Origin of the sequence: Marinobacter iranensis, assembly GCF_029207565.1 — a bacterium.
Taxonomy (GTDB): Bacteria; Pseudomonadota; Gammaproteobacteria; order Pseudomonadales; family Oleiphilaceae; genus Marinobacter; species Marinobacter iranensis.
In genome coordinates this window covers 78,989-95,092 of the sequence record NZ_JANCMW010000017.1, presented here as the reverse complement: position 1 = coordinate 95,092, position 16,104 = coordinate 78,989, and the positions used below count along the sequence as shown (strand labels likewise).

The 16,104-nt window shown below is 57.2% G+C and carries 13 protein-coding genes; 4 read left to right on the top strand and 9 right to left on the bottom strand.

What is annotated here, in order from left to right:
• Positions 1 to 112 precede the first annotated feature (112 nt).
• From NLU14_RS20285 to NLU14_RS20245, 9 genes are all read right to left on the bottom strand, one after another.
• Complete coding sequence (locus tag NLU14_RS20285) at positions 113 to 856, bottom strand: response regulator (RefSeq protein WP_275710013.1); 744 nt, start codon at positions 854 to 856, stop codon at positions 113 to 115.
• Between the two features lie 33 nt (positions 857 to 889).
• Positions 890 to 1,606, bottom strand: coding sequence for a sensor histidine kinase (locus NLU14_RS20280; protein WP_275710011.1), 717 nt, complete (start codon positions 1,604 to 1,606; stop codon positions 890 to 892).
• The gene (locus NLU14_RS20275; RefSeq protein WP_275710009.1) at positions 1,603 to 3,243 is read right to left on the bottom strand and encodes a tetratricopeptide repeat-containing response regulator; all 1,641 of its coding nucleotides are present in this window, start codon (positions 3,241 to 3,243) and stop codon (positions 1,603 to 1,605) included. The genes NLU14_RS20280 and NLU14_RS20275 overlap by 4 nt, the downstream gene beginning before the upstream one ends.
• The gene (locus tag NLU14_RS20270; protein ID WP_275710007.1) at positions 3,240 to 6,758 is read right to left on the bottom strand and encodes a hybrid sensor histidine kinase/response regulator; all 3,519 of its coding nucleotides are present in this window, start codon (positions 6,756 to 6,758) and stop codon (positions 3,240 to 3,242) included. Before NLU14_RS20270 ends, NLU14_RS20275 begins: the two co-directional genes overlap by 4 nt.
• A gap of 52 nt (positions 6,759 to 6,810) precedes the next feature.
• On the bottom strand, positions 6,811 to 7,317 hold the full coding sequence (locus NLU14_RS20265; protein ID WP_275710005.1) for a hypothetical protein: 507 nt from the start codon (positions 7,315 to 7,317) through the stop codon (positions 6,811 to 6,813).
• Between the two features lie 96 nt (positions 7,318 to 7,413).
• On the bottom strand, positions 7,414 to 9,183 hold the full coding sequence (locus NLU14_RS20260) for a sodium:solute symporter family protein (RefSeq protein ID WP_275710003.1): 1,770 nt from the start codon (positions 9,181 to 9,183) through the stop codon (positions 7,414 to 7,416).
• Between the two features lie 6 nt (positions 9,184 to 9,189).
• Entirely contained in the window at positions 9,190 to 9,453 is a 264-nt protein-coding gene (locus tag NLU14_RS20255) for a DUF4212 domain-containing protein (protein WP_275710000.1), read from the bottom strand.
• A gap of 209 nt (positions 9,454 to 9,662) precedes the next feature.
• Positions 9,663 to 10,373, bottom strand: a complete 711-nt coding sequence (locus tag NLU14_RS20250; protein WP_275709998.1) for a 3'-5' exonuclease — start codon at positions 10,371 to 10,373, stop codon at positions 9,663 to 9,665.
• 17 nt (positions 10,374 to 10,390) lie between these two features.
• A complete protein-coding gene (locus tag NLU14_RS20245) occupies positions 10,391 to 12,307 on the bottom strand; it encodes a putative nucleotidyltransferase substrate binding domain-containing protein (protein WP_275709996.1) in 1,917 nt (638 codons plus the stop codon).
• Positions 12,308 to 12,495: 188 nt separating this feature from the next.
• Here NLU14_RS20245 and smrA point away from each other — a divergent pair, with 188 nt between their 5' ends.
• From smrA to NLU14_RS20225, 4 genes are all read left to right on the top strand, one after another.
• Entirely contained in the window at positions 12,496 to 13,074 is a 579-nt protein-coding gene (gene smrA / locus NLU14_RS20240; RefSeq protein ID WP_275709993.1) for a DNA endonuclease SmrA, read from the top strand.
• 42 nt (positions 13,075 to 13,116) lie between these two features.
• Positions 13,117 to 13,308, top strand: coding sequence for a hypothetical protein (locus tag NLU14_RS20235; protein WP_275709991.1), 192 nt, complete (start codon positions 13,117 to 13,119; stop codon positions 13,306 to 13,308).
• Between the two features lie 69 nt (positions 13,309 to 13,377).
• A complete protein-coding gene (locus NLU14_RS20230; protein ID WP_275709989.1) occupies positions 13,378 to 13,863 on the top strand; it encodes a (2Fe-2S)-binding protein in 486 nt (161 codons plus the stop codon).
• Between the two features lies 1 nt (position 13,864).
• Positions 13,865 to 16,069, top strand: a complete 2,205-nt coding sequence (locus tag NLU14_RS20225) for a xanthine dehydrogenase family protein molybdopterin-binding subunit (RefSeq protein WP_275709987.1) — start codon at positions 13,865 to 13,867, stop codon at positions 16,067 to 16,069.
• The last annotated feature ends 35 nt before the right edge of the window (positions 16,070 to 16,104 follow it).

The window sequence follows — 16,104 nt, the reverse complement described above, 5'->3', positions numbered from 1 at the left end:
CCGTGAAACAGACCAGCGCCGATGGTAGTGTGGCTTCTGCCCATGTGAGAGTAGGTCATCGTCAGGCTCTTAATACCCGAAACCCCCGATAGCTAACGCTACCGGGGGTTTTTTATTGCCGCTCAACTTCCACCAGTTCCACCAGGCTACTCACGATATCCTGCATCACTGCCAGTTGCCCGTTTAAGCTATCAAATACCACGGACAGATCACGAAGTTCCAGACTGAAAAGCAGAACGACTCCCGCAAGGCCTGCAACACTGCCCAATGCCAGCCAGTTAAGGCGACGGCGCTGTTTGTCGAGGTTCTCCTGATGCATGGCTTCCATCAGAGCCATGCTTTGGCGGAGGTGCCTGAGCTCGTCGTGAGTCTCCTCGTAGGCAACCTCGAGGGTGGCCAGCCTTCCTGTCAGGCGCCGGGTATAGCTTTTTTCAATGAGCTCGCCGGCTATATTGTCAGTTGTGGGGAGGCTGGGCAGAGTCGAGGCATCGTCCAGGATAGCTTCGATGGTAGTGAGGAGCTGGTCCCGGTCGATCTGTTTGCCAATTACCCCTGCAGCACCACGGACCTTGGCATCCTGTCGGTAGCGCTCTGCGCTCTGGGAGGTGTACATGAATACGGGGATATGCCGCAGGTCGGGGTCCGCTTTGATAACCTCAAGAGCTTCGAAGCCATTCATCCCGGGCAACAGGTGGTCCAGAAAAATAAGATCGAAGGCCTGCTCACGAAGCTTTTCCAGGCCCTCTTCCGCGGTGGCGACACCCTGCGAAGTCAGGTCGGCTCGTTCCAGAAGGCGGGCCAGGATAATCCGTGCTGTCGATGAGTCATCGACGATGAGTGCATGACCTCGAGCCATGAGTTCTCTTCCTGAAGTATTGGCCGTTATCCATCATGGCAGCCAGATCTCGAATACGCCACCGCCGAGGTGACGGTCATTGTGCAGCTTGATAAATCCGTGGCGCTCGCCGTTGATGTGTAGTTGGGCAACTGATGATGCGAAGAACAACCCCAGGCTGGTACTTCCACTGTTGAAGTCCAGGGATTTGAAGCTCGGGGTGCCATTGTGCTGCATATTTTCCGGATATCCATCGCCGTCATCCTTGACACCAATCACCAGAAAGCCATCGTGCATGGAGGCCGTCAGTTTGATCTTGCTCTCGGTGTACCGGATGGCGTTGTTGATGGTGTTATTGAGCACGCCGGTCAACAGATCTTCATCGAAGAAGCCGTTAATGTCATCGGACTCGATTGCCAGTTCAATACCCAGGCCCTCAAGAAGCGGTGTATGACGAGCCATTTGTCGGGCCAGAAAATCCGGAACGAAGTGTTCCTCAACATGGGCAGACAGATTATTTTCGCCAAGCCGGTAAATGCCCAATAACTGCACCAGATCGTTGTGCATGCGTTCGGCTTCGTACTGCAAGGTATTGAACCGGGGGGAGTCACCGATGGTCGCTGACTGCTCTTGCCGGAGCTCGTCCAGGGAATTCAGAAGCATACCCAGAGAGTTCTTCATATCATGGACGGCGGACGCCAGAACCATCGAAAAGTCGATGTTTTGTGAGTCCCGGGCATTAGCAAGGTCCTCGTGATTGTTGGTGGTCATGACCTCATTCCTTCCAATTTCTTGCGCAAAGAGATAAATCGGCGGTACTGGCGATGTTGCTCCGGCAGATCCGCCAGTTTTTCCAGGCATCTCTGGCAGCGGTTCAACAACTCACGATTACCGGGTGCATCCTTGTATTTTTTCATCAGTACCTGCACCAGGTTCAGGTTGAGTGCCGCATGGGAAGGCACGATTTCCAGGGCCTGGTTGAATGTGGATACGGCGTCATCAAGCGCACCCGCTTCAAAGGCTTTGATGCCATCGCGGTTCAGGGATCGCGCTTGCAGCTTCTGCCGGAAGCCTACCGGTTCATCCAGCAAACTCTCGATTTTTTGCAGTAACGGCGGGTTGTCACTGCAACGGCTTGCGAGTGCGTTGAGTAGGCTCTTCGCTTCGCCCTCTTTTCCCAACCTGAACAATGTCTTGGCATAATCAAGGCAGGCTTCGGGATCCATAAGCTCTGGATCAAGGCCGTCAGCCACGCTCTCTAGTGCTTTTTCGGCCTCGTTCATTCGCCCCTGGCCGGCATGGACCCGGGACTGGACAATGCGGCTCCTCAGTTTGATATCGTCCTGGTCGGCAAAGCGCTTCTCCATACGTCGCAGTATGGTGAGCGCTTCATCCGCATGGGCTGAACCCTCACTTGATGAATCCCCCTCACTAAGGTCGGACAGGGACTGGCCCAGCGCAAGATAATGCTCTGAATTGTCATGAATGGAGTAGGTGCCGAGACTGACGGTTTTTCGCCAGGCTTCTGATGCCGTCGACATGTCCTGGTTGGACCCAGCCAGGGTGGCCAGATGTTTGTGCCTTAAAAGGGCATTTGGAGAGTACTCCGCCGCTTTCTCAAGAATCTGCTGGGCCTGGGTGGGGCGCCCCTGCTTTTCCAGCGCTTCCGCCAACAGATCATAGGCTTCCATATAATCCGGGTGCTTGGACACCAGCTCTTTCAGGGTGGTGACTGCATCATCGTAGTTCTGGGTTGCGATCAGTATCTTGCCCCGGCCCAGTTTTGCCCAGGACAGGTCTCGTTGCCCCAGCACGTCGTCGTGGATTTTCAGCGCATGGCTGAAGTCACCAACCTGGTAATACAGATCGGCCAGGGTTTTCATCAGCCAGGTTTTGTAGCGCGGTTGTGAGGGCAGCGTTTGCAGACACAGGGAGATGGCTTCGGGGAAGTTCTCCCGGTCGATTTCCCGGTTTATGGGCAGCAGGGCATTTCGCTGAGCGAGAAGGCCAGACAATCGCTTTTCCATCATGGCACGGTTGATGGGCTTGGTGAGATAGCCGTCAGGCTGGTATTCCCTGGCACCCATCACCATTTCCCTGGAGGTTTCGGCGGTCACCATGAGAAAAAGCGAGGAACGTTTCAGCAGTTTCTTGTGCCGGAGTTCTTCAAGGATGTGCTGGCCGTTCTTGCCTTCACCCAGGTTGTAGTCGCAAAGCACCACGTCTACGTGGTTGTAGGCACAGTACTGGATTGCAGCCGAGGCGTTAGCAACCAACTCGATTTTGTCGGCGCCACAACTGCGCAATATTTGCCGCATGGACAGTCGGAAATTCTCAAAGTCGTCGACAATCAGGTAACTGAGTTTTGTAAAGGTATTGCCGATGGCGTTATTTATGGAGTCAGTCATGAACGTTTCTGTTTCAGCAACTTGTTAACCAGCGCTCGCAATGCAGCCGGTTTTACAGGTTTATAGAGGATTTGATAGCCCCTGTTGATGGCGTCCTCCCTGACTTCCGGGGCCATATAGCCGGTAATAAGTATGCCAGGTATATCATTACAGATCTCTTCCCTCAACGAATCCATGGCGTCGAGCCCATTTCGGTTGTCATCCAACTGGTAGTCAGCAAGTAGGATGTCCGGTTTGGTGCCGTTCAGTTTATATTGGGCATCCTCCAGGCTCTCCGCTGTCGTGACGTCGCATTGCCAGTTGTCCAAAAGGGCGCTCATGCCGTGGAGGATGGCCGGGTCATTGTCGATACACAGCACATGCAGGCCTCCCAGACTGGACACCCGTCGTGAAGCAGGCGCTGATTTGGTGGCATTGAGGTCACTGTGTTCGGCTGGGGCAACCGGCACGGTGATGCTGAACACACTTCCCAGTCCCTGAACCGACTGAACGTTCACCGGGTGATTCAGCATGCCACAGATGCGGTCGACGATAGCCAGCCCGAGGCCAAGACCTTTTTTATCCCGGCCCTGCTGAAAGCGCCGGAACTCCTCAAAAATATGGGCCAGTTGGTCGTCCGGAATGCCGGGGCCGGTGTCCCAGACTTCAATGCGAATGTACCCCTTCAATCGTCTGCAACCGAGCAGGATTTTTCCGCTCGGGGTGTAGCGAATGGCGTTGGAGAGGAAGTTCTGAATAACGCGCCGCAGCAATTTCGAATCCGATCTTATCCAGGCACTGCTGGGCACGACGTGAAGGTGCAGCCCTTGGTCCTTGGCGATGGCGGAGAAGTCGGTTGCCAGGTGGCGCATGATTTCATTGACGGGAAATACGCCGATGTCCGGCTCCAGGGCTCCGGCATCAAGTTTCGAGATGTCCAGCAGGGTGCTGATGATTTCCTCTGCAGCGCCCAGTGAGCTATCAATGTGATCCACAAGTTCGGTCATTTCCGGGTCCCTGGCCTTGCCCGCCAGAGCCGAGGTAAAGAGACGCGCCGCGTTCAGGGGCTGCAGAAGGTCGTGACTGGCTGAGGCCAGGAAGCGGGTTTTGCTCTGGTTAGCCTGTTCGGCCACGGATTTGGCCTTGAGCATCTGCTCGTTAATCACCTGCAGTTCCTGGGTGCGTTCCTTGACCCGTTGCTCCAGATAGATGTTGGTTTCCTTCAGCGCCTGCTCTGTACGCCGCATGGCCGTGATGTCCTGGAAGGTGGTCACATAGCCACCGCCGGGAATCGGGCTGCCATCAATCCGCAAGACGGTTCCGTCGGGCCGCTGCCGCTCATACGACATGGGCCGGCCTTCGCGCATGCTGGCACAGCGGTCAGCAATAATCTCGTCGATACGTCTTGCCGGCAGATTGGCGCTGGTCAGGTTGTAGCGCATGAGATCTTCCACGGGTCGTCCAACACGGACGAAACCGGTGGGGTAGCTGAATTGCTCGAGATAGCGATGATTCCACACCACCAACTGTTGCTGGTGGTTGACCACGGAAACGCCCAGGCTGATGTTCTCGATAGCCGATTGCAGCAGTTCCCGGCTGAAGGTCATGGCCTGGGAGGCTTCGTCAACGATACTGACGACGTCCTCGATCTGCATGTCCCTGCCGGTGAGGGTGGACTCCAGCACCACCCGGGCAGTGGATGCCCCGATCACCGATGCCAGTTGCCGCTCGATGAACTTCATCAGATGTGAGGATGCCGGCCGGTGAGGGTGCAGGCGAATGGCATTGCGTCGTTCGTAGTTGCGGAAAATGGCTTCCGCCCGCTCTTCCCCCATAAAGCGGTCAGCAATGGCCTGCAGGTCCGAGGTCATGATCTCCCCCTGCCAACTCTGTTGCTGTGGAGTCTCGGCACGCGGTTGGGGATCGTGGAAGAACGAAGCGATCTGGATCTTTTCCCGCACTCTTTGGCGCGTCAGCATCGAGAGCACGATGTAGGTAATCGTGTTGATGCCCAGGCTCCAGATAATGCCATGGCTGGTCTGGTCAAACTCGGAGCCGAAAAGGGCGGTGGGCCTGGTCCAGTTCATACCCCATACGCCATGTTCGATAAGGGTATCGCTCAGCCACCCGGTTGAGGCCAGGGCAGGTAGCAGCAGAGTATAGCACCACATCAAAAAGCCGAGGCCCAGGCCCCAAACAGCACCCGTATGGTTGCCCTTGCGCCAGAGTATGCCTCCCACCAGCGCCGGGCCAAACTGGGCGGCTGCAGCGAACGAGAGGAGTCCAAAGGCGGTGAGGCTGTAGTCAGCGCCTGCCATCCGGTAGAAACCGTAAGCCGTTAACAGCACAACGAAGATGGCAACCCGGCGAATGCTCAGCAGGAGATAGCTGAGATCCGTGCGTTTGTTCATTCGTGGGCGGAAGAACTTCAGTAGTGCCGGCATGATGATTTCGTTGCTGACCATGGTGGCAATAGCGACGGAGCAGACAATCACCATTGCCGCAGCCGCGGACCCACCACCCAGGAATGCCAGAATGGCAAGCCATTGCTCCCCGGCAAGAATTGGCAGGTTGAGAATCAGGATGTCCGGGTCGGAGGCACTGGCTTCGGGGGACAGTAATCCGGCGGCGGCGATGGGCAGCACAAAGGCGCTGGCGATAACCAGGTAGATGGGCATGGCCCAGCGGGCCGTTTCAAAGTCCCGATGGTCGGTGTTTTCCACCACCATGACATGAAACTGTCGCGGCAGGCAGATGATGGCAAGCATTGCTACCAGGGTCTGGGTAATAAAGGCTGGTGCCTCAACGCTGTCGGTGGTCAGGGTGCCAACCAGTCCCGCGTCGCGGACGTTGCTCCAGAGATCCCCGAACCCACCATAAAGCCCCCAGCCCACGAACAGGCCGACCGCCACGAACGCAACGATTTTGATGAGCGATTCGAAAGCAATGGCCTGGATCATACCCCGGTGGTGCTCGGTGGATTCGAGGTGACGGGTACCGAACAGGACTGTAAATACGGCGAGTACAAGGGTGATGTACCAGGCGGAATCGTTCCATGCGGCGGGGCTCAGCTCGCTATACGAGGCGCCGGAATCGGAGAGCACGTTGAAGCCCATGGAGATGGCTTTCAGCTGCAGCGCGATGTAGGGAACGCTGCCAATCAGCGCAAAAACGGCCACCATGGCCGCGAGGGATTGCGACTTGCCATAGCGTGAGGCAATGAAGTCGGCGATGGAGGTGCTGTTGTTACGTTTGCTGATAAAAATAATACGGCGTAGCAGAGGGGCGCCGAAAACGAAAACCAGCAAAGGGCCCAGGTAGATGGGTAGGAAACCCAGGCCTTCCTGGGTGGCCCGCCCTACCGCACCATAGAAGGTCCAGGAGGTGAAATAGACTGCCAGGGACAGGGCGTAGATATGGGTTCTTGCCCAACGCCGGCGGTACAGCCCGGGATGGCGGTCGCCGGCCCAGGCAATGGCAAACAGTAGCGAGATGTAAGTGATCGAAATGAGGACTAACAGCCAGCCACTGAGCATAAACAGGCTTTCCCAAAATACGATGAACGAACGTCAGGCCTGGTAACCGGATCTACTGGCCGCAGGCAAGCTCCAGCAATTGGTCGTCTTCGGACAATGTTCGGAGTGCACTGGTGTCCAGACTCTTTTCGCCCTTGAGGGGGACCAGTTCCCGCGTGTCACAGTTTAGCAGATACATTTTCTGGGATACCGCGTCTGTGTAGGACTGCTCGAAGCGATAAAGGCTGAAGCGGACGATATTCTGCTCAGGGTTGTCCCTGGTGACACTGTTGGTATCCAGAACGGTAAAGGCAGTAACCTGAGGCACAACATAGGCCCAGGGCCGCCAGGGGGCGCCATATTTCTCTGTACTGACGACGACAGCCTCGTCTGGAAGCTGAGTCTGCTTGAGATCAAACCAGGTGTACTCCATGTATATCAGGTAACCGAGCATACCGGCACCTGCAAACACCGGGATAATCCACTTGGGCGCTTTCTTTCGGGTGATGGCACGTATACCCAGGGCGATACCGGCGGCACCGAGACCGCAAAATACGGTTGCCACAAAAGTCCAGAACATAAATTTGTTTCCTTGAAAAAAAACGGGCTTCCCAATGAGGAAGCCCGTTCAGGTTCAGCCTGTCAGATTCTCATCTGTCGTTGGCTGACGTGTTGCTTAGTGGTCAGTAGCTTTGCCGGCACCACGTGGGTAACGAACGCTTTCGACCAGTTCCTGAATCTCAACGGGCGGCTCTTCGGTCGCATGAGAGACCGCAAAGGCTACCGCAAAGTTGATCAATGCACCAACGGCGCCGAACGACAGCGGGGAAATACCCAGCAGCCAGTTGTCCGGAGTGTTGGCCAGGTTGTTGGTTCCCGGAATGAAGAACCAGCCCAGGAAGATGAAGATGTATACCAGCGTAGCGCCCAGGCCTGCCAGCATACCTGCGATGGCACCCTTGTTGTTGATGCGTTTGAAGAAGATACCCATCATCAACGCAGGGAACAGCGAGGCTGCCGCGATACCGAATGCCAGTGCCACCACCTGTGCTGCGAACCCGGGAGGGTTGGCGCCGAGGTAGGTGGCCACCACTATGGCCGCGGCCATGGAAATACGGGCTGCCAACAGTTCACCTTTCTCTGATATGTCGGGCTTGAACGCACCCTTGATCAGGTCGTGACTCACCGCGGACGATATTGCCAGCAACAGACCAGCCGCTGTCGACAGTGCCGCAGCAAGACCACCGGCTGCGATCAGGCCAACTACCCAGCCTGGCAGGTTGGCAATCTCGGGGTTAGCCAGTACCAGAATGTCGTTGTTGTAGGTGAATTCGTTACCTTCCCAACCGCGAGCTTCGGCCTCATCTGCGAATTCGGGATTACCCTCGTTGTAGAACTGGATGCGGCCGTCGTTGTTCTTGTCCTCGAACTGGATGAGGCCGGTTACTTCCCACTCCTGAATCCACTGTGGCCGTTCGTCATACTCGATGGCCTGACCGTCGACACCGTTCGGGTAGATGGTGGTCATCAGGTTCAGTCGAGCCATGGAAGCAACCGCAGGCGCTGTCAGGTACAGCAGGGCAATGAACACCAGTGCCCAGCCGGCGGACCAGCGTGCGTCTGCAACCTTGGGTACGGTGAAGAAGCGGATAATAACGTGTGGCAGGCCAGCGGTACCGATCATCAGCGACAGGGTAAACAGAACCATGTTCAGTTTATTGTCCACGTCTGCTGTGTAGTCCCTGAAACCAAGATCAGTGATGACCTGATCCAGTTTTTCCAGCAGGGGCATGCCTGAATCAACGTGCGTCGAGAACAGGCCCAGCGGAGGCAGCGGGTTGCCAGTCAGTTGCAGTGAAATGAACACCGCGGGAATGGTATAGGCAATGATCAGTACGCAGTACTGGGCCACCTGGGTATAGGTGATGCCTTTCATACCACCAAGTACGGCGTAGACGAAGACCACGAGAGCCGCGATCATCAGACCCGTGGTGGAATCCACTTCCAGGAAGCGTGAGAAGGCTACCCCGGCACCGGCCATCTGGCCGATAACGTAAGTAACAGACGCCACGATCAGACAGGCAACGGCCACAAACCGCGCATTCTTGCTGTAGAAGCGGTCACCGATGAACTCGGGAACCGTGAACTTGCCGAACTTACGCAGGTAAGGTGCAAGCAGCATGGCCAGCAGTACGTAACCACCCGTCCAGCCCATCAGGAAGGTTGAGTTGGCATAACCACCAGCGGCAATCAGGCCCGCCATGGAGATAAAGGATGCCGCAGACATCCAGTCGGCACCGATTGCAGCACCGTTGGTGATCGGGTGTACGCCGCCACCCGCGACGTAGAAATCACTTGTGCTACCGGCCTTCGCCCAGATGGCGATACCGATATAGAGGGCGAACGAACCGCCTACGAATAACAGGTTGATTATAAACTGGTCCATTCGAACTTACTCCTCATGCACGTCGAATTTTTCATCGAGCTTGTTCATACGCCATGCGTAGTGAAAGATCAGCGCGATGAAGGTAAGAATCGAACCCTGTTGGGCGAACCAGAACCCGAGGTCGGTTCCGCCAACAGGAATTCCGGCGAGCATGGGGCGAAGCAGTATCGCAAACCCATAGGATACCAGGGCCCATACGATCAGGCTCCCGAATATGAGGCGAAGGTTCGCCTTCCAGTAATTCACAGCATCGTAGTCATGACCTGACATAGGATCACTCCTGTGTTGTTGTTGTGGAGGTTGGGTGGGTTTTCTGTGACGTGTTGGTTGAAGAGAAATTATTATTCATATAGTTCTTCTCCGACGTGTTGTCCTATCTGACTTTACCCGTCAAGCGATATATAGATATTGGCAAAAGGTCTAATTCTCAGTTATTTGCCTGGCAAAATGTCTGAAAATGCGACACAGTTCAGGTGTTGTCAGCCATGGCGGTGCATGTTTTTCAGTTGCCGGTAGTACTTAAGCTTCCCGTTAAGGTCCCGCAAAGTGGTGACGCCGTTTTTGCGGGCCTTGTTGAGAACCGCCAGGGTCAGTTCAGCGGTTGCCATTGCATCGGCAGCAGCATGATGGCGGGCGCTGACTTCCAGGTCGAAGTAGTCGGCCCAGTTGTCCAGCCCATGGCCTCCGGTTTTGGCGTCCGGGAAGAAAGCGGGAAGCATTTCGGCCACATCAATCCAGGTGTGGGGCTGGGTGTAGCCAAGGATATGTTTGAGGGCCTTTTCAAGGAATCTCCGGTCAAAGGCCGAATGGAAGGCAAGGATAGGGTCGCCGTTCATCCACTCCAGCAGGTGGAGCAGGGCATCTTCGGTTTCATGGCCCCGCGTCAGGGCTTCGGGGCCGATACCATGGATCAGCACTGTCTCGCTGATGTCCAGCTCCGGGCGCCGGAGAATCAGGTCAAACTGGTCTCCCATCGAAATGGCGTTGTTCTTTATAGCCACTGCGCCGATGGCAATGACGTTGTCCTTTGCGGCGTTGAGCCCTGTGGTCTCCAGATCAAGCACGATCAGCCTGCAGTCTGACAGACGCTGGTCTCCGGCGGTTTTCGGGGTTGGCAGGTGTTCACGGTCAGGACCACCCGTGCTGCCGGCCCTGAGCCGTTCAATCCAGTCTTTGATGTGCTCCAGCATAACGGTTAGCCCGGTGTTCAGAATTGGTAGGTCACTTCGAGTTTCTGCTGCAGGCGCTGGGCCTGTCGGAAGGATTCCCGGAGAATTCGCCGGTCCAGCGGATTGAGGTCGTCCGGACTGATGTAGTTGGACAGGGGCTCTCCACGATCTAGCATTTCCTGGTGTGCCCTCATTCGGATGGCCTGGATCAGGCTGTAGGCCTCTTGCCAGGCGTTGGCGTCCTTGGCGTCAAAGACGCCCTTCTGGGAGAGCTGTTGCATGCGTTCCAGTGTATTGGCCGCGCCAACGCCATTGGCTAGGGCAAACACCCTGACCGCTTCCACAAAGGGGGCAAGGCCCTGGCGCTTCAGGTCCAGGGTGTTTTTCTTTCCGTCAGGGGCGTATCGGAAATTGCGGAACATGGTCAGAGGGGGCTTGCGGGTGATGGCATTGCCTGCAAGCATCTTCTGGAACAGGGCATTTTTCCGGATGCGGGTGAGAACCTTGTCCAGCAGGGCATCCAAGGGCTCCATGGGCCCGAACACCGCCCGCATGTCCAGGAATATGGACGAGTAAACCAGGTTCTGTGGTGTCGAAGCATCAATAAAGCGGACAAACCAGTCATCCCACTCCCGCCCGCTGAGGCAGAGTTTGGGGTTGCTGGCCATGATATTGCCTTTGCAAAGCGTAAAGCCACATTCCGCCAGTTCCTTGTTGACGGTTTCCGCGAAGGGCAGCAGTTTTTCCCGCACCTGGTCTTCGTTCATCCCCTCGGGCGTCTCGAACAGTATGCCGTTGTCCTGATCGGTCAGCAGAGTCTGCTCCTGCCGGCCTTCGCTACCGAATGTCAGCCAGGTGAAAGGAATGCCCGGATCGTTCTTCTTGATATTCAGTTCCAGAACCCGCCGTACGGTGACATCGTTCAGGGTGGTTATGATTTTTACCACCTGGCCGGAATCCGCACCGTGGGCGAGCATGGCGTCCACCAACCGGGAGACGTCCTTTCGCAGGCTGACCAGCGTGCGGAGATGGCTGGCAGTGCCTATGGTGCGTGCGAGGTGAACGAGGTCCACCCGCTGGAGGGAGAACAGGTCCCGTTCCGAAACCATGCCAATCAGCCGATGCTCCTCATCAACCACGCAGATATGGGCAAAGTGATGTTCCGCCATCAGCATGGCGGCCTCGAAGGCATCGGCCTGGGCCGTCAGGCAGCAGGGGTTTTTTGTCATCACCTGTCCGATGGGGGTGTCTAGCGGGCCCTTCTCCTCCGCCACCATGGTGCGCAGGTCTCTCAGGGTAAAGATGCCGGTGGGATGCCTCTCATCGTCGGTTATTACGATGCTGCCAACACTGTTCTCGTGCATGCGTGCGACGGCCTTGCGGACCGGCAGGTCCGGTGAGCACACAATGGGGTTGCGAATGGCGTATCGCTCCAACGGCGTGTCCAGTGAGTTGCTGGACCCCATGGAAGCCATGGCCCCGGTCTGGATTCTCTGGTTCACCTGGTCAAGCAGGCTGCTGACGCCACGCAGACAGAAATCGCGGAAAGGATCGCTCTGCGAGAACAGCATCACAAAGGTATCGTGTTCGATACTGAGGCAGAAAGTGTCCCCGGCGGCGCGATGAAGCGTGCGGGTTGACCGTTCCCCGATCAGTGCGGCCAGCGGGAAGCACTCTCCCTGACTGATTTCGAAGGTGGTTTCCGTCTCGCCGTCCCTGTCTCGCTCCCGTTCACCGCGGATGCGGCCCTGTTTGACGATATAGAACCGTTTCACGGGACCGTCTTCCGGCGAAAGCACGACATCGCCGTCTGCGTAGAATCGCAGGGAGGCGTGTTCGGCAAAGTGGGCGAGATGCGTATCGTCCATGTTTGAAAAAGGCGAATGCTCCCGCAGAAATGTCATGATGGCACGGGTATTCTGGGGGCGTTCGCTGTCCTGGGGTGCGGCGGTCATAAACGCGGTCCATTATCGTTGTTCTGGGTCTGAAGTGTAGACCAATTGCCTGTCCACAGACCGTACGATTTTCGTATGAAGCTGGATTGTTCGCGGCCGACAGCAAGGGTAAGGGCTGCGGACCATCCTTTATGATGGGGGAGGCCGGTGGTAAAGTCCAAGCATCCCCGACTGCAAATGATATCGACATGACAACCAAAGATGAGCGCCTGAGCTTTCTGGAGGAGATGAAGGACGTCCGTCGTATCCGGAAGCCCAATAAGGCCGATGTAAAGACACCCAAGGAGCTCACACCGGGACACCTTGAGCGGCAACGTTCTGCAATGGACCAGCCATTGAAAGACCGTAATCCGCTGACCGCGGATATGGTGGAGCCCCTGACAGCGCACGATGTCCTGTGCTGGCAGCGCCCGGGTGTCCAGCACGGAGTGTTCCGTAAGCTTCGTCTTGGGCAGTACCCGATCGAAGCGCGTCTCGACCTGCACAGAATGACTGTGGAAGAAGCGCGCCGGGAGGTGTTCGGCTTCGTTTCAGACTGCGTGCGCTACGGGCTGCGATCCGTCATCATCCTGCATGGCAAGGGAGAACGTAACCCGGATGGCATCGCCCAGCTCAAGAGCTATATCGCGAAATGGCTGCCGGAACTGGACGATGTGCTGGCGTTCCACTCGGCCCAGAAGCGCCATGGTGGCACCGGTGCCGTCTATGTCATGGTCCGCAAGGGCGACCGTGACAAGCAACGCAACCGTGAGATCCACGGTTCCTGATAATAATCACCCATAGCCGATGAAATCGGTCCGGAGGTAAGTGTGAAACAATTGATGTTGGTACTTTTCGTGGCGGCAGCACTGGCCGGCTGCAAGGATCGGGTAATCTGGAATGACAACGGCAAGGTGGAAGAAGCAACAACAGACCGCGAGGTCTGGGACTCCGAAGGCAAGATGGAAACCGGTGAGCGCAAGATCTGGACCGACAAGGACGGCAACGACGTCATAAAATAAGACCATTTCGATCCAAACATAACAATAACTCAGTCGGAGCAGGGCTCTGGCGAACACGGGAGAGCATCCATGGCCGTGAGCCTTGCTGTGAATGGCAGGAAACAGACTGTCGAAGTCGACGGCGACACCCCATTGCTGTGGGTGATTCGTGATGAGATTGGCCTGAAGGGAACCAAGTTTGGTTGTGGAATGGGTCTGTGCGGCGCCTGCACCGTGCACCTCAATGGGCAGCCAGTGCGCTCCTGCTCCACGCCGGTGGAAATGGCTGAAGGTGGCGATGTCACCACCATAGAGGGGCTGTCATCCAACGGTGGCCTGCATCCTTTGCAGCAGGCATGGGTGGAGCACGGTGTTCCCCAGTGCGGATACTGCCAGTCAGGCCAGATCATGAGTGCCGCTCACCTGTTGCAGCACAATAGCGCTCCCTCCCGTGATGATATCGTTGCCGCCGTCAGCGGCAACCTGTGTCGTTGCGGCACCTACTCCCGGATTGTTACCGCTGTTGAGTCTGTGGTCGAGAAGGGCACAGCCCGGTACAGCAGAGAGGATGCGTGATATGTCCATGAATCGACGCGACTTCCTCAAGGTTACGGCAGGAACCTCTGGCGGACTGGTCCTTTCCCTGTCACTGCCGGGCTGTGCCGGAATCCCGACCGGTTACGATGAGCACAGCGGCAACTGGAAGCCCGATGCCTGGCTTGAACTGACCGCTGATGACCGGATTTACTTTACCCTGGCCCGAGTGGAAATGGGGCAGGGAACCTACACCGGCCTGACCACGCTGATTGCGGAAGAATTGGGAGTGCCTCCTGCTTCTATTCAGCCCAGGTTTGCTCCGGCAGCCACCGAGTACCGCAATCCTCTTTACAACCTTCAACTGACCGGTGGCAGTACCAGCCTGGCGACCAGTTGGCAGCCATTGCGAGTGGCCGGTGCTTCTGCCCGAATCATGTTGGTAAGTGCTGCCGCAAGCGTCTGGGAAGTCAGCCCGGATGACTGCAGCGTGGCCGGTGGCAGGGTTCTGCCCCCCAATGGAGGCGACAGCCTGAGCTATGGCCGGCTGGTGGAACTGGCGGCGAAGCAGCCGGTTCCCGAAGATCCAGCGCTGAAACCGCGCAAGGAATGGAAATACATCGGCAAGAACCGGGGCCGCCTGGATGCCGAAGCCAAGTCCACCGGCGCCCCGATCTACGGCATTGATGTCGAACTGGAAGGCATGGTTTACGCTGTTGTTACCCGCCCGCCTCGCCATGGCGCCCGCGTTCGGACCTTTGACGATTCCGACGTTCGCAAGATGCCGGGTGTGCTCGATGTTTTCGAGATAGAGCGTGGTGTGGCGGTAGTAGCCGATAAATACTGGCAGGCCCGCAAGGCGCAGAACGCGTTGACGGTTGAATGGGATGAAAGCGAGGCTCTCAGTGTGTCTTCTGAACAGGTGTTTTCGTCCTATCACAAGGCGGCCGACGAGGATCCGGGCGAGAGTGAGCGCAGCCAGGGTGACTTCGATGGTGCAGTTGGAAGTGCGGAGCGGGTGGTTGAAGCCAGCTATGAACAACCCTATCTTGCCCATGCCACGCTGGAGCCAATGAACGCAACAGCCTGGTATCGGGATGGCGCTATCGAAGTCTGGGCGCCGACCCAGGCACCGGATCTTGGCCGCATCGCTGCCGCCAGGGTGACCGACCTGTCACCGGACGACGTGACCATCCATACCACCTTCCTGGGCGGCGGTTTCGGGCGCCGGCTGACCAACGATTATATCGAGGAAGCATCGGCTGTCGCGTTCCGGGTGCGCAAACCGGTCAAGCTGATCTGGTCGCGGGAGGAAGATACCCGCCATGACCTCTACCGGCCGGCCATGCTGCATCGTATGAAGGCCAGCGTCAGTGGCGGTCAGGTTACCGGCTGGCATCACCAGATTGTTGGCCCCCAGATACTGGACTGGTACGTGCGCAACGCAGCGCCTGCCCAGTATCCTTGGGCACCAAAGTTCCTGTACGACACCCTGGGACGAGTGGGGCTGATGGCGGAGGGCATTGCCACACCGAAGGACCATTCCGCCATTGAGGGGGCCATCGAATATCCGTACCTGGTACCAAACCTTGATATCCGCCATACCCATACGGACCCGGGCGTGCCCGTTTCCTGGTGGCGGTCCGTGGGTTTTTCGCACAATGGTTTTGCGGTTGAAACCTTCATGGACGAGCTTGCGAGTGAGCTGGGCCAGGATCCTTACCAGTTCCGGCGTTCACTGATTGACCACGAACCCAGGCACCTGGAAGTGCTGGACCGCGCCGCCAGGTTGGCGCGTTGGGGCGAGCCTGTGCCAGAGGGAAGGGCGCGCGGTATTGCCCTGTTCCGCAGTTTTGGCACCTACGTGGCCCAGGTGGTGGAGGCCAGCGTCAAGGCCGGGGAAATTCGGGTGCACCAAGTGGTCTGCGCCGTCGACTGCGGCCAGGTGGTGAATCCGGATATCGTGCGCGACCAGATCGAGGGCGGTGTTATCTTCGGTCTGACAGCGGCGCTATACGGTGACATTACCTTCAAAGACGGGCAGGTTCAGCAGAGCAACTTCCACGACTACCCTTTGATGCGGCACGACCAGCGCCCGGAAGTGGTTGTTGAGATCGTCGACAGTAACCAGGCACCAACCGGTGTGGGAGAGCCGGGTGTTCCGCCGGTAATTCCGGCGTTGGGGAACGCGCTGTTTGCCCTGACCGGCCAGCGACAGCGCCGGCTTCCCCTGAAAGCACAGGTGTAACCTGCATGATTGCCGCCCGTGAGCATTTGCGGGTG

Coding starts and splice junctions, on each gene's coding strand:
- NLU14_RS20285 (WP_275710013.1), bottom strand. CDS start 856: ATGGCTCGAGGTCATGCACTCATCGTCGATGACTCATCGACAGCACGG.
- NLU14_RS20280 (WP_275710011.1), bottom strand. CDS start 1,606: ATGACCACCAACAATCACGAGGACCTTGCTAATGCCCGGGACTCACAA.
- NLU14_RS20275 (WP_275710009.1), bottom strand. CDS start 3,243: ATGACTGACTCCATAAATAACGCCATCGGCAATACCTTTACAAAACTC.
- NLU14_RS20270 (WP_275710007.1), bottom strand. CDS start 6,758: ATGCTCAGTGGCTGGCTGTTAGTCCTCATTTCGATCACTTACATCTCG.
- NLU14_RS20265 (WP_275710005.1), bottom strand. CDS start 7,317: ATGTTCTGGACTTTTGTGGCAACCGTATTTTGCGGTCTCGGTGCCGCC.
- NLU14_RS20260 (WP_275710003.1), bottom strand. CDS start 9,183: ATGGACCAGTTTATAATCAACCTGTTATTCGTAGGCGGTTCGTTCGCC.
- NLU14_RS20255 (WP_275710000.1), bottom strand. CDS start 9,453: ATGTCAGGTCATGACTACGATGCTGTGAATTACTGGAAGGCGAACCTT.
- NLU14_RS20250 (WP_275709998.1), bottom strand. CDS start 10,373: ATGCTGGAGCACATCAAAGACTGGATTGAACGGCTCAGGGCCGGCAGC.
- NLU14_RS20245 (WP_275709996.1), bottom strand. CDS start 12,307: ATGACCGCCGCACCCCAGGACAGCGAACGCCCCCAGAATACCCGTGCC.
- smrA (WP_275709993.1), top strand. CDS start 12,496: ATGACAACCAAAGATGAGCGCCTGAGCTTTCTGGAGGAGATGAAGGAC.
- NLU14_RS20230 (WP_275709989.1), top strand. CDS start 13,378: ATGGCCGTGAGCCTTGCTGTGAATGGCAGGAAACAGACTGTCGAAGTC.
- NLU14_RS20225 (WP_275709987.1), top strand. CDS start 13,865: ATGTCCATGAATCGACGCGACTTCCTCAAGGTTACGGCAGGAACCTCT.